Source organism: Streptomyces odonnellii (genome assembly GCF_000981895.1).
Taxonomy (GTDB): Bacteria; Actinomycetota; Actinomycetes; order Streptomycetales; family Streptomycetaceae; genus Streptomyces; species Streptomyces odonnellii.
Window position 1 is genome coordinate 22,162 of the sequence record NZ_LATD01000354.1, and the last position, 13,579, is coordinate 35,740.

The following is a 13,579-nucleotide window of genomic DNA, read 5'->3' on the forward strand; positions in this document are numbered from 1 at the left end:
GCCGGCGCGGGAAGGATCCCGCGCCGGCCGGTCGGCTCAGCCGATGTGGAAGCTGTCGCCGTAGACCTTCCAGTCCAGCGGCGGATCCAGGTTCAGATTGCCCTTGTTGAGGAACACCCGCTGCGCGGTGTCCACCCTGCTGGTGTCCTCGTGCGCCTCCTCCTGCTTCATCGCCCAGACCCGGGCGTCGAGGAAGGCGTGCAGATACCGCCGCTCGTCGCCTCCCTGGGCCGGGGGCTTCGCCTTGGCCAGGGCGCGCTTGCGGATACTGCTGAAGCTGGTGCTGTCGCCGCCGTCGCCGTGCATCACGATGGCGTCGTAGTACGTGAACTGCCCGAGCGTGCCGAGCCCGTCCTGCTTGCCGCGGTTCACGGCCGGGTTGAAGTAGACCCGGTCGCGTTCGTCGTTCTGCGCCGTCTTGAACGCGGAGTCCTTGGCGGCCTGCTTCCAGGCCGAGGTGAAGCCCGGGTCCAGACCCTGGTGCGAGTCCGTGCCGTCGACCTTGCGCAGCGCGGGCAGATACGAGGCGAGCGGGTTGCCCGGCTTGCGGCTGGTGTACAGCTCGACGAGGTCCAGCATGTCGCCCGTACCGGAACAGAATCCGATGATTCCGGCGGTGTAGCCGCGGCCGTCGCCGATGTCCTCGATGTAGCCGTACTGGGCCTTCCAGTCCAGCGAGGAGTTCTCCGCGCTGGAGACGAGCTGCATGGCGATCTCCTTCTTCGCCGGGTCGTCGAGTCCCGCCGCCGCGGCGGGGGCGGCAGGCGCGAGGGCGGTGGCGGCGGCCGGGTTCGGCGCCGCGTTCGCCAGGGTGGTGGCGGTGACGGGAAGAGCGACGAGCGTCAGTGCGAGCAGGACAGTGCGTATGTGGGGGGTGGGCACCCTGACCTCCATGGGGAGAGTTCCTGGTTGCGCTATCTGTTAGGAAGCTTTCCTACCAAAGGCGAGGGGTGCCGTATACCCGGTCGGGTGTGAAGAGGGCGTGAGGGCCGGACAGTTGACTACAAGTCGACCGCTCCGGTGAGGTGCTACTTGTCGGCGATGTGGTAGCGGTCGCCGTACACCGCCCAGTCGAGCGGGGGATCGAGGGCCAGATTGCCCTTGTCCAGGAAGACCCGCTGGGCCGTGTCGATCCGGCTGGTGTCGGAGTGGGACCGCTCGCCGCGCATCGCGGCGGCCCGCGCGTCCAGGAACGCGCCGAGATACGAGGTCTCGTCGCCCCCGCGGGCGGGCGATTCGGCGCGGCGCAGGGCGCGTTCGCGGATCGTACGGAAGCCGGCCGAGCCCTTGGCGTCGGCGTAGCCGTGCATCACATAGGCGTCGTAGTAGATGAACTGCCCCAGCGCGCCGAGACCGTCGGCCTTCGCCCGCGCGACGGCCGGAGCGAAATACATCCGGTCGCGCTCCGCGTCCTGGGCCCGCCGCATGGCCGGATCCCCGGCCGCCTTCCTCCAGGCGTCGGTGAAGGCGCGGCCGAGCCCCTTGTGGGACGCGCTGCCCTCGACCGCCCGCAGCGCCGGGAGGAAACGCTCGAGCGCGTTCCCGGGGCGGGCCTTCGCGTACCGCTGGACGACCAGGCGGAGATCGCCGCAGCCGGTGCAGAATCCGATGATTCCGGCGGTGTAGCCGCGGCCGTCGCCGATGTCCTCGATGTAGCCGTACTGGGCCCTCCAGTCCAGCGAGGAGTTCTCCGCGCTGGAAACGAGCCGCATCGCGATCTCCTTCTTCGCCGGATCGTCCAGCGCGGCCGGCGTCTGCGGGGTGCCGGCGCACGCGGTGCTGATGAGGCACATCGCCGGCACCAGCAGGACGCGTAGCAGTCCGCGGAGCGCGTGGATCACGTACCGGCCCTTTCCCCTGTGGTGCGCGCCGGTTCCCGTGGCGCGCACCGGCCGGATCCCGAGATTACGCGAGTGGTCCGAGATCAACCCGTATGAGTGGTAGGGGTTCGCGGCTCGTTCGTACGTGGCTCACCTGTACGTGGCTTTCCCGTACCGGACTTGACGGCACGAGCCCTCTTCTTGCGGGGCTTTTCCGTACGTGGCCCTTCTGTACGGAGGAGAGCCGCCGCGGTCAGCAGCGCCACCGCGGCCACGCCCGCCGCCGTACGGAACGCGAGCTGGTAGCCGCCGCTCAGGGCCGGGACCGCGTCGTCCCCCGCTCCGAGCAGCTCGCGGGTCCGGCCGGAGGCGAGAGCCGCGGTGACGGCCAGACCGAGCGCCCCGCCCACCACCTGGCCTGTGTTGAACAGGCCGGACGCCAGACCGCCGTCCTCGGGCCGCGCGTCCGCCATCGCCAGGCCCGTGAGCGGCGGCATGGCCAGCCCGAAGCCGGTCCCGAGCAGCAGCATCACGGGCAGTACGTCCGTCGCGTACGTACCGTCCGCGGGAGCCCGTCCGAGCACGGCCAGCCCGACGACGATCAGCGCGAGCCCGGACAGCAGCACTCGCCGGGGCCCGAACCGTACGGTCAGCCGTGCCGAGAAGCCGAGCATCAGCACCCCGATGACCAACGGCGCGGGCAGGAACGCGATGCCGGTCAGCAACTCGTCGAAGCCCAGCACCCGCTGGATGTAGAGCGCGCCCAGATACTGGAAGGTGAACATCCCGGCGACCATCAGAAGCTGGACGAGATTCGCGCCCGCCAGGGTCCGGGAGCGCAGCAGCCGTGGCCGCAGGAGCGGATCGGCCGCGTACACCTGCCGGGCGCCGAAGGCCGCGAGCAGCAGTACGGACAACGCCCCGAAACCGAGCGTCGGCGTGGACGCCCAGCCACGGTCCGCGGCCCTGACGATGGTGTGGACTCCGAGCATCAGCGCCGCGGTGACCAGGACCGCGCCCGCGTAGTCGGCTCCCTTGCCGAGGCCCTGGCCGCGGTCGTTCGCCAGGACGCGCAGGGCGGCGATCAGCGCGGCCACCCCGATCGGGAGATTGATCAGGAAGATCGAGTGCCAGCCGAGAGCAGAGGTGAGGGCGCCGCCGAGAAAGGTGCCGAGCGCCCCTCCCGCGGCCCCGACCGCGCTGAACACCGCGATCGCCCTGGCCCGGTCACGGCCCTCGGGGAACAGCGCCACCAGCATGCCCAGGACGACCGCCGAGGTCATCGCCCCGCCGATGCCCTGCACGAAGCGCGCGGCGATCAGGGCGCCGGAGCTGGTGGAGACCCCGCAGAGCACCGAGGCCGCGGTGAAGACGGCGAGCCCCGACACGAACATCCGCCGCCGGCCGATGAGATCGCCCAGCCGGCCCGCCAGCAGCAGAAGCCCGGCGAAGGCGATGAGATAGGCGTTGACGACCCAGGCGAGACCGGCCGGGGAGAATCCGAGACCGGACTGGATGGCGGGCATCGCCACGGTCACGATACTGCCGTCGAGGACGGTCATCAGGGTCCCCGCGCACAGCACGGCCAGCGCTGTCCAGCGGGAGTGACGGGAGGGTGCGACGACCCCGTCCATGGCTTGGACCATGGCTTGGACCTCCAAAGGTGCACGATATGTAACGGGGGTTATCGTGAGTGACCGTGGAGTCCGTCGTAAGGAGGCACTTCGATGTCCCAGGGGAACACGCGGGTAACGTCGCAGGTCGTGCACGCGCAGGCGTGCCCCGTGCGGGAAGTTCTTGACAGGGTCGCCGGGAAATGGAGCGTCCTGATCCTGATCGCGGCCGCCCATGGGCCGATCCGGTTCACGGAGCTGGAGCGTTCCATCGAGGGGATCAGCCGGCGGATGCTCACGCTGACCCTGCGGAATCTGGAGCGCGACGGGCTGCTGATCCGTACGGCGCATCCCGCGGTCCCGCCCAAGGTCGAGTACGAACTGACGCCCGTCGCCCGCGAGTTGCACGCCTCACTGCTCGGGCTGACGGACTGGGCGGAGCGCCACCGGGTGACGATCGCGCAGTCGCGGGCGGCGTACGACGAGGCGCACGGGCGGGGGCTGAACGCGGACTGAGGGCCTGGCCTGTGGACAGGACCGGGCGTTGTCGGACCCCCGTGGCACGATGCGGCCATGGATCTCGTACAGGTATTCGCCGATCTGGACGCCCAGCCCTGGGCGGACCTCCAGCACGCCTATGGCAGCGCGGCCGATGTGCCCGGGCTGCTCCGCGGGCTGGCGGGTGAGGACGAGGAAGAGGGGGCGGCGGCTCTGGACGAGCTGTACGGCAGCATCTTCCACCAGGGTTCGGTGTACGGCGCCACCGCGCGGGCCGTGCCGTATCTGGCGCGGCTGGCCGCGGCCGGGGTCCGGAGTCCGGACCTGCTGGTCCTGCTCGGCGGAATAGCCGAGGGTGAGCACGAGCGCGGCCCGAGCGAGTCCGAGCCCGGTCCCTGCCGGGCGGCGGTCATCGCCCAACTGCCCCTGATCCTGCCGTTCGTGGAGGACTGCGACGCGCGGCTGCGGCAGGCGGCGGTCTGGACGGCGGCCGGTACGGGAGAGGCGGGGGCGGTCCTTCCGGTGCTGCTGCGGCGGAGTGAGCGGGAGGAGGACGCTCTCGTACGGGCCGAACTGCTCTCCGGGATCGTGCTGCTCGACCCGGTGGGCTCGGCGCCCGGGGCGCTCGCGGCGCTCGACCCGGGGGAGCCGCCGGAGCTGAGGATCGCCGGGGTCCTCGCCTCTCTGGACGCCGGGCTGCCCTGGACGCCCGCACACCACGAGACGGCGCTGTCGCTGCTTCCGCTGGACGATCTGGTCGCCGACCGATTCGACCAGGACCGGACGGAGCCCCTCCAGTACATCGTCGGAGAGCTGTTGGAGCGCGACACGGCTGCGGACCGTGAGGCGGCGCTCTCCCTGCTCGACGCCGCTCTCCGCGCTCCCGACGCGGAGAGCAGGGCGGAGGCGCTGTGGGCCGCTGAGCAGGCATGCGATTTCTCGCGCAGCGCTCCGGCGCGGCTGGCGTCCGCGGTGATCGGCCTGCTGGACGACCCGTCGTCGGCGCGTACGGCACTCCTCGTTCTGGACAAGCTGGGCCCGCACGCGGCCCCCGCGGCTCCGGCGCTGGCCGCCCTGGCCTCGGCCGGCGGCGATCTCGCGGACCGCGCGCTCAGCTCCCTCGTCCGGGTGGACCCGGAGCGGGCGGCCCCGCTGCTCGCGCGGGATCTGCCCGGGCGCCCCGGCGCCCTCGGTGCGGCGGTCGGCTTCCCGGGCGGGCAGGACGCCCCGCCGTTCCCGTACCACCCGGAGCTCCTGACCGCCGTTCGCGCCCGGCTGGCCGACCCGGAACTCCAGGGGAACGAGCCGATCCATCTGACCCGGCTGCTCACGCACTGGGGCGAGCGTGCCGCGCCCGCCTTCCCCGAACTCGTCGCGGCACTGCGCCGGTTCCCCCTCGTCGTACCGCGCGCCCTGGCGGCGGCTGATCCTGGCAGGGCCGTTGAACCACTGCGTGAGGCGGCCGTGTCGGGGCCGGAAGAGGGCCGGTTCGCGGCGGCGCGGGCACTGCACGGACTCACCGATGAGAGCGGGCCGCTGCTGACGGCGCTCGCCGCCGAACTGGCAGGCGGCGACCTCTACCGGATACGGGAGGCCGTCGGCGCAGCCGATGCGCTGGGCGAGGACGCGACCGTACTGCTTCCGGTGCTCCGGGCGGCCCTCGCCGGGGAGGACGGCCGCCGGACGACCCCGCGTATGGACACCGATGTGGAGACGGCCCTCGCGCTGTGGCGGCTGACCGGTGATCCGGACGATGCCGTGCCGGTGATCGCGGGCGTACTGGCGGACGCGGACAACGAATGGGCGCGCTGGACGGCGATACGGGCCGCACGGGCCGCCGCCCGACTCGGCCCGGCGGCAGCCGCGCTGGTCCCGGCGCTGGAGCACCATCTGACCGATCTCCATCGCGCGCCGTCGGTGGCCCTGGCCCTGCTCGCCGTGGCCCCTTCCACCCAGGACCCCGCCGATCTGGCCGCGACACTGCTCACCGCGGCCGAACGGAACGCCGATCCTCAAGGGGCCCTGGACGCGCTCACGGCCCTGGGCCCGGAGGCCCTGACCCCGGACCACCGCACCCGTTTGAGGGACCTGGCGGAGCGGGACCGCAGAGTCTGGGCCACAGGCGACACGAGAAGCCTCGTCGCGGCGGACGCCCACTTCCAGCAGCAGGCGCGCGCTTTGCTGGGCACGTCCTGACGCAGGGGCGCTGCCGGCGACGGGCCTGACGCTCTTCGCGTGCGGCCGGTGCGGCGGCTTCGCCCGCCGGGCCGTGTCCTCAAGCGCCGGACGGGCTGTTGTGCTGTGTCCTCAAGCGCCGGACGGGCTGGGTCGCCCGTCCGGCGCTTGAGGACGAACCCGCAAGGCGGGCAGGTCCGGGCGCGGTCGACCGTAAGGCCCCCCGGCCTCCGGGCGTGCTGCCCGGACCTGCCCCGGTTCACTCGGTGCGGTCCGGTGTCAGGCCGGGCGCCAGCCCGGGTCGCGGCCGCTGAGGCCGATGACGCGGTCCAGCAGCGGCGCGTCCGCCGGCAGCACGACCGGCGGCCCGAACGGACCCTCCGGAGCCGGTTCCGAGCCGGCCGCCTCCGCCGCCGGCGCCAGCATCCCGTACGACACCTGGAGGCTCGCCTCGTCGGGGGCGTACTCCTGGCCCGTGCTGCGCGCCAGGTCCCAGCCGTGGATCAGGACCTCGTTCAGTGCCACCGCCGCGGTGACCTCCCCCGGCAGATCGACCCCGCCGACCCGGGTCGCACCCTGCCATGCCTCCGGCGCCCGCCAGGCCGCCGCGAGTTCGTCGAGCTGCCTCGGCAGCAGCTCACGCCAGTTGTCGACGAGTACGGGCAGCGCGGCGCCCGGCGGCGTGTCCGTCGTCGGACCCAGCTCCTTCCGTGCCGCGTCCCGGAACGCCACCGTCAGCCCGACGAGATGCCCGAGCACCTCCCGCACCGTGTACGCGGGACACGGCGTCGGCCCCGCCAGATGCTCATCGCGAATCCCGTCCACCACCCCGGCCACCCGCAGGCACGCGGGACCGAGATCGAAAAGATCAACCTTCGTGTTCATGTTCGTGTTCGTGTTCATGAAAGGGCAGACCCGCCCCGCCGCCAGAACTCATCGGCCCAAGCGCACCCGCAGTCGCGTCGAAGCGCATGCGAAGGCCACTCGAAGCGCGCTCCAGGACGTCAGGAGCCCAGGTATGAGACGGCTGTCTCGAAGAGTGGGCGATTATGGCTGGAAATGATCCCTCGCATGTACGATCCACTCGTTCCAGACCCGACAGCGACAACACGCGCCGGATCGAACCTTTGACGTAGACCGGAGCGAGTCACGCATGTCCGTACAAACCCGCGCTTCTTCCTCGGCCATAGCCGTCGCGCAGTCCGGCTTCGACGCCTGGCGGGCCTCCCGGCAGGCGGCCGTCACGGGTCCGCTCGGGAATCTGGCACTGGTCGAGACCCGTTGGCTGCCGCAGGGGACCGACGTTGAGGAGGCCAGGGCCGCGGAGGAGAAACGTCTCGACGCGGACGCGGACGGCGAAGAGGACGGGGCCGGAGGCCATGTGACCGTCACCACGCTGCGGCGGACCAATATCCACACGGGCGAGCCCGAGCACGCCCTGCGCCTCTGGGACGCAGATGCCCCGGCGATCCAGCACTTCTCGTCCATCGACACCTACCCTTTTCGGCCGGACTGGGTGGTCGAGGCCGCCTTCGCCCCCGTCGCCACCGACCGCCGCGTTCCGTTCGAGCACATCAGGGACAGCGGAGGCAGCCGGGAACTGGTCGTTCCCGGTGACATCCACGTCACACTGGACGGCGTGGACTACACGCTGTCGGCCTTCGACGACGACGGAACGCTTCTCCTGGTCTTCGGCGATCCGACCAATGGCGCCGACACCTATGGCGCGGGCCGGTTCCTGTTCGTCCCGCGTGAGGGGGAGAGCGAAACGGTGATACTCGACTTCAACCGCGCCTTCGTGCCGCCGTGCGGATTCTCCGCTCAGTACAACTGTCCATTGCCGCCCCGGCAGAACCGGTTGCACCTGCCCGTCCACGCGGGCGAGAAGGTCCCGGTCTTCCGCGGCGGCTACTCGCTGAGCTGAGCCAAACCCACCACGGCACCACAGCCGGAGCTGCCCCTTCCCGGGCCCCGTCCGGCCGCTGATCAGGAGTAGAAGAGATGAGAAAGTCCGCACCGCTCCCCGCGCCGCTCCGCGCGGCGTCGTCCTCGCCGCTGCCCGGACCGCTGTCCAGGCCGCTGCTCGGCGGCGCCCTCGCGGTCACCCTGGCCCTGGCCCTCACCGCCTGCGGCTCCGGGAACGACAACAAGAGCACCACGCCCTCCGGCTCGTACGACAAGAACGCGACCATCGGCATCGGCTCGCTCTACGAACCGCAGAATCTGGACAACACCGGAGGCGGCGGCCAGGGCGTCACCGAGGCGCTCAACGGCAATGTCTACGAGGGCCTGTTCAGGCTCACCGACAGCGGCAAGGTCGAGAAGCAGCTCGCCGAGGACTACACCGTGAGCCCGGACGGACTCACGTACACGTTCAAGCTCCGCGACGGCGTGACCTTCCACTCGGGCAAGAAACTCACCTCCGCGGATGTGAAGTACAGCATCGAGAAGGTGACCGCCGAGAACTCCCAGTCGGCGCGCAAGAGCAGCTTCGACATGATCAAGTCGATCGCCACCCCGGACCCGGCGACCGTCGCGGTGACCCTGTCGTCCAAGTCGATCTCGTTCGTCTACAACCTCAGCTATGTGTGGGTCGTCAACTCCGAGGCCAAGGATCTCAAGACCACGGAGGACGGCACGGGACCGTACAAGCTGGACAAGTGGACCCGGGGCTCCGCGCTCAGCCTCGACCGCTTCCCCGGCTACTGGGGGACGCCCGCGACCAACGCGAAGGTCGTCTTCCACTACTACAAGGACGCGACCGCCCTCAACAACGCGCTCCTCACCAACGCCGTGGACGTGGTGACCAGCGAGCAGAGCCCGGACGCCCTCGACCAGTTCGCGAGCAACCCGGCCTACAAGGTCAACGACGGGAAGTCGACCACCAAGCTGCTGCTGGCCTTCAACGACAAGGTCAAGCCCTTCGACAATGTGAAGGTGCGCAAGGCCGTCAGCTCGGCGATCGACAACAAGAAGCTGCTCCAGTCGGTCTGGGGCGACCACGGCACGCTGATCGGCTCCATGGTCCCGCCGACCGACCCGTGGTACGAGGACCTCACCAAGATCAATCCGTACGACGTGACGCTGGCCAAGAAGCAGCTCGCGGAGGCCGGTTACGCCAAGGGCTTCGACTTCACCCTCGACACCCCGAACTACGACCCGCACCCGACCGCGGCCACCTTCATCAAGTCGGAACTGGCCAAGGTCGGCATCAACGTCAAGATCAACATCATCACGCCGGACGAGTGGTACACCAAGGTCTACAAGAACCACGACTTCGGCGCGACGCTCCAGGAGCATGTCAACGACCGGGACATCGTCTGGTACGGGGACCCGGACTTCTACTGGGGTTACGACAACAAGCAGGTCACCGAGTGGGTGAAGCAGGCCGAGCAGTCGGACACGACCGATGAGCAGACGGCGCTGCTGAAGAAGGTCAACAACCAGATCGCGGAGGACGCGGCCAGCGACTGGCTGTATCTGTACCCGCAGATCGTGGTGGCGTCGACCAAGCTGTCGGGCTACCCGCTCAACGGGCTCAACTCGCAGTTCTACGCTTACGCCATCAAGAAGAGCTGATGTCCTCCTCCGCCGTACGGGCCCTCCGGGCCGCCGGTCGACCGGACCCCGGCCGCCGGGCCCGTACGGCGGGAAGCCCCGCCTCCGTGCTCACACCGATCGGTCCCCTCCCCTGATGATCTCCTATCTGCTGCGGCGGCTGGCCTTCCTGGCCGGTTCACTGTTCCTGGCCGGCGTGGTGATCTTCCTGCTGCTGCGGACGCTGCCCGGTGACCCGGCGAACTCCCTGCTCGCGGTGGGCGCGAGCCCCGAGCAGATCGCCGCGGCCCGCCACGAGATCGGCTCGGACCGCCCGCTGCCCGAGCAGTTCGTCACCTGGCTCCATCAACTGGCCACCTTCGACCTCGGGAACTCGTTCATCAGCACGCTCCCGGTCGGTCCTGAGATCACCTCGCGGCTCGATGTCACCGTTCCGCTGACGCTGTTGTCCTTCGTGCTGGCGGTGCTGATCGCGGTCCCGGTCGGTTTCGTCGCGGCGCACCGCTCGGCCACCTGGTACGGCACGCTCATCAGCGGAATCTCCCAACTGGGCATCGCCGTACCGGTCTTCTGGATCGGGATGATCCTCATCACGGTCTTCGCGCTGCAACTGGGGGTGCTGCCCGCCGGGGGCTTCCCGCAGGACGGCTGGGCCGAGCCGGGGGAGGCGCTCACCTCGCTGGCCCTGCCGGTGATCACCGTCGCCCTGGTGATGTCCGCCTCGCTGATCCGGTACGTACGGTCGGCGGCCCTGGACGTCCTCGGCAGCGACTATCTGCGTACCGCCAGGGCCCTGGGCTCGTCCTTCGGCCGCGCGATGTGGCGGCACGGCCTGCGCAACGGCGCCGTACCGGTCGTCTCCGTCCTCGCCATCGAACTCGCCACGACGCTGCTCGGCGCGGTGGTGGTCGAGACGGTGTTCGCGCTGCCCGGCCTGGGCAGCATGCTCGCCCAGGCCGTCGCGCAGCACGACTACCCGACGGTCCAAGGGGTGCTGTTCGTGAGTACGTTCGCCGTCCTGGTCATCGGCTTTCTCGGCGACATCGCACAGCGGCTGATCGATCCCCGGCTGCGCGGCCGGCTGTCGGGAGGTGCCCGATGAGCGAGCCGACCGCCATGGAATCGACCAAGCCGACCAGGCTGACCAAGCCGACCAAGCTGTCCGGGCCGGCCAAGACGGATCGGGACACGGGTACGGGCAAGGAGCCCGGTACGGCTGCGGGAGCCTCGCGCGGGCGGCGCTCGCCCGCCCTGGTGGCCGGCTGCGTACTCGTCGGGCTGATCGTCGCCATCGCGCTGGTCTCGCTGTTCTGGGTCCCGTACGCCCCCGACGACACCTCGGGCGGCCGGCTCGTGCCACCCGGGCTGCCGCATCTGCTCGGTACGGACAAGCTCGGCCGTGACCTGCTCACCCAGCTCATGACCGGCGCGCGGATCGCTCTGGAGGCCGGGCTCGGCGCGATCGCGATCGGGGCGGCGCTCGGTGTCTGTGCCGGACTGGCCGCGGGCTTCGCCACACGCTGGCTCGACGACACCCTGTCCACCCTGCTCGACGTACTGATCGCCTTTCCGACCCTGCTGCTGGCCATGCTGATGGTGGCGGCCCGGTCGGCCTCGCTCGGTACGGCGGTGCTCGCCATCGGGTTCGCGATGACCGCCGTGATCGCCCGGCTGACCCGGATCCTGGTCAAACGGGTGCTGGCTCTGGACTACATCACGGCCGCACGCACCTCGGGAACCTCATGGCCGCGTGTGATCACCGGGCATGTACTGCCCAATATCTGGCCCACGCTGGTGGTGAATCTGGCCCAGCAGTTCGGTCTCGCGGTCATGGCCGAGGCGAGCCTGTCGTTCCTGGGCCTCGGCGCGCCGCCGCCGAATGCCTCGTGGGGACGGATGCTGCACGAGGCACAGGCGACGGTGTTCACCGCGCCCACGGGGGTCGTCGCCCCCGGGGTGCTGCTCGTCATGCTCGTGGTCGGGGTCAATCTGATCGCGGACGGGCTGCGCGACACGCTGGATCCCACGCGGCGGAGGACCCGATGAACGAGTTCGAGAAGTCCGGCCCCGCCGTTCCCGGCGCGAAGACGGCCGACGCGAAGACTTCCCGTACGGTGGCCGCCGGCCCGGCCCCCGGCCCGGCCGCCCCCGCCGCCACGGTGCTCGATGTCCGCGGACTGACGATCCGTACCGACCAGGGCCGGGCCCTCGTCTCCGATCTGTCGTTCTCGATCGGCGCGGGCTCCCGGCTCGGCCTGGTCGGCGAGTCCGGTTCCGGCAAGTCTCTCACCGCACTCGCCGTTCTGGGCCTGCTGCCGCCCGGGATGACGGCCTCCGGCAGCGTCGTCCTCGCAGCGGGCGCGGACGGACCCGGCGCCGAGGTCGTCGGCGCGAGCGAGCAGCGGCTGACCGGTCTGCGCGGCAGGGCCGCCACGATCGTCTTCCAGGAGCCGCTCACCGCGCTCGACCCGCTGATGCGGATCGGCGGCCAGGTCGCGGGTCCGCTGCGCCGGTGGCGCGGGCTGCGCGGAGCCGCGCTGCGCCGCGCGGTGCGGGAGGCGCTCGAACAGGTACGGCTTCCCGAACCGGACCGGATCATCCGTGCCTACCCGCACGAGATCTCCGGCGGCCAGCGTCAGCGCGTCGCGCTCGCCATGGCCCTGGCCTGCGAACCGGCCCTGCTGATCGCGGACGAGCCCACCACCGCCCTGGATGTCACCGTGCAGTCGGAGGTGCTCGCGCTGCTGGACGGACTGGTCGCGGAGCGGCACATGGCGCTGCTGTTCGTCAGCCACGACCTGGCGGTCGTCTCGGCGGTGACCGACCATGTCGTGGTGCTCAAGGACGGTTCGGCGGTCGAGTCGGGGACGGTGGACGAGATCGTACGGCGGCCACGCCATCCGTACACCCGGGATCTGGTGGACAGCGCCCGCCACCTGGAAAGCGCACTGGAACGGATCGTCCGATGACCAACCCGATCCGACCCGACTCGGTCCCGCCCAACGCGGCCCGGTCCGGCCTGACCCAGTCCGACTCGGCCGGAGTCCCGGCAGCCGTGGACTCCCCGGCCGGCGGTGTGCCCGTCCTGTCCGCGCGGGACGCGGGCTTCGCGTACCGCGGCTCGCCGCCCGTCCTTCACGGCATCTCGCTCGACATCACCGCCGGCCACAGCGTCGGTCTGGTCGGCGAGTCGGGGGCCGGGAAAACCACCGTGCTCAGGCTGCTGCTCGGCCTCACCCGGCCCACGAGCGGACGGATCCTGTTCGACGGAACCGACCTCCGGCTTCGCGACCGCGAACAGATGCGCCGCTTCCGGCGCGCCGTACAGAGCGTGTTCCAGGACCCGTACTCGTCCCTCGACCCCCGGCAGCGGGTCGGCGGCATCGTCTCCGAGCCCCTGCGCTCCCTCGGCCTGACCCGCTCCCGCCAGGACGACCCCCGGGTGGCCGCGGCGCTGGAGGCCGTCGGCCTGCCGGCGGACGCGGCGGCCCGCTACCCGCACGAGTTCTCCGGCGGCCAGCGCCAGCGCATCGCCATCGCCCGTGCCACGGTCTGCGAGCCCCGGATCCTGCTCGCCGACGAGCCTGTCAGCGCTCTCGACGTCACCACCCGGGTCAGAATCGTGGACCTGCTGATCGAACTGAAGGAGACCAGGGGCCTCACCATCGCGATGGTCTCCCACGATCTCTCGGTGGTGGCGGCCCTGTGCGAACGTACGGCGGTACTGGAACGCGGCCGCATCGTCGAACAGGGCGACACCCCCGCGGTCCTCGGCACCCCCACCCACCCCTACACCCGCCGCCTCATCACCAGCGTCCCCAGACTCCCGTCGGCGAAGGAAGTCTGAGGCGCCGGCACACACACCGTCAGCCGCGGAGCCGTTCGTAGGCGGGGAGCGTGAGGAAGTCGGTGTAG

At 70.8% G+C, this 13,579-nt stretch carries 12 protein-coding genes; 8 read left to right on the plus strand and 4 right to left on the minus strand.

All coding sequences use genetic code 11. The annotated features are described in order from the left end of the window. Positions 1-36: 36 nt before the first annotated feature. The 3 genes from WH07_RS29155 to WH07_RS29165 all read right to left on the minus strand — a co-directional run bounded on the left by WH07_RS29155 (position 37) and on the right by WH07_RS29165 (position 3,466). A complete protein-coding gene (locus tag WH07_RS29155; protein WP_046506367.1) occupies positions 37-894 on the minus strand; it encodes a chitosanase in 858 nt (285 codons plus the stop codon). A gap of 134 nt (positions 895-1,028) precedes the next feature. Next, entirely contained in the window at positions 1,029-1,793 is a 765-nt protein-coding gene (locus tag WH07_RS29160) for a chitosanase (protein ID WP_046506394.1), read from the minus strand. A 131-nt stretch (positions 1,794-1,924) separates the two neighbouring features. Beyond that, on the minus strand, positions 1,925-3,466 hold the full coding sequence (locus WH07_RS29165) for an MFS transporter (RefSeq protein ID WP_046506370.1): 1,542 nt from the start codon (positions 3,464-3,466) through the stop codon (positions 1,925-1,927). A gap of 81 nt (positions 3,467-3,547) precedes the next feature. Here WH07_RS29165 and WH07_RS29170 point away from each other — a divergent pair, with 81 nt between their 5' ends. Beyond that, the gene (locus tag WH07_RS29170) at positions 3,548-3,949 is read left to right on the plus strand and encodes a winged helix-turn-helix transcriptional regulator (protein ID WP_046506373.1); all 402 of its coding nucleotides are present in this window, start codon (positions 3,548-3,550) and stop codon (positions 3,947-3,949) included. 57 nt (positions 3,950-4,006) lie between these two features. After that, positions 4,007-6,127 carry a hypothetical protein gene (locus WH07_RS29175; protein WP_046506375.1) on the plus strand — a complete coding sequence of 707 codons (2,121 nt, stop codon included), beginning with the start codon at positions 4,007-4,009 and terminating at the stop codon, positions 6,125-6,127. Positions 6,128-6,385: 258 nt separating this feature from the next. On the opposite strand, the gene WH07_RS29180 is transcribed toward WH07_RS29175, so the two are convergent. Further along, positions 6,386-6,991, minus strand: a complete 606-nt coding sequence (locus WH07_RS29180) for a TIGR03086 family metal-binding protein (RefSeq protein ID WP_046506398.1) — start codon at positions 6,989-6,991, stop codon at positions 6,386-6,388. Positions 6,992-7,259: 268 nt separating this feature from the next. On the opposite strand from WH07_RS29180, the gene WH07_RS29185 reads away from it, so the two are divergent. From WH07_RS29185 to WH07_RS29210, 6 genes are all read left to right on the plus strand, one after another. Then, positions 7,260-8,030 carry a DUF1684 domain-containing protein gene (locus tag WH07_RS29185; RefSeq protein ID WP_046506377.1) on the plus strand — a complete coding sequence of 257 codons (771 nt, stop codon included), beginning with the start codon at positions 7,260-7,262 and terminating at the stop codon, positions 8,028-8,030. A 77-nt stretch (positions 8,031-8,107) separates the two neighbouring features. Then, positions 8,108-9,685: an ABC transporter substrate-binding protein gene (locus WH07_RS29190; RefSeq protein ID WP_079023647.1), complete on the plus strand. Its 1,578-nt coding sequence runs from the start codon at positions 8,108-8,110 to the stop codon at positions 9,683-9,685. Between the two features lie 115 nt (positions 9,686-9,800). Beyond that, positions 9,801-10,766: an ABC transporter permease gene (locus WH07_RS29195; protein ID WP_046506380.1), complete on the plus strand. Its 966-nt coding sequence runs from the start codon at positions 9,801-9,803 to the stop codon at positions 10,764-10,766. Continuing rightward, positions 10,763-11,710: an ABC transporter permease gene (locus tag WH07_RS29200; RefSeq protein ID WP_232789097.1), complete on the plus strand. Its 948-nt coding sequence runs from the start codon at positions 10,763-10,765 to the stop codon at positions 11,708-11,710. The genes WH07_RS29195 and WH07_RS29200 overlap by 4 nt, the downstream gene beginning before the upstream one ends. Beyond that, the gene (locus WH07_RS29205) at positions 11,707-12,633 is read left to right on the plus strand and encodes an ATP-binding cassette domain-containing protein (protein WP_079023648.1); all 927 of its coding nucleotides are present in this window, start codon (positions 11,707-11,709) and stop codon (positions 12,631-12,633) included. The genes WH07_RS29200 and WH07_RS29205 overlap by 4 nt, the downstream gene beginning before the upstream one ends. Next, positions 12,630-13,511 carry an ABC transporter ATP-binding protein gene (locus WH07_RS29210; protein WP_079023649.1) on the plus strand — a complete coding sequence of 294 codons (882 nt, stop codon included), beginning with the start codon at positions 12,630-12,632 and terminating at the stop codon, positions 13,509-13,511. The genes WH07_RS29205 and WH07_RS29210 overlap by 4 nt, the downstream gene beginning before the upstream one ends. Positions 13,512-13,579 lie beyond the last annotated feature (68 nt).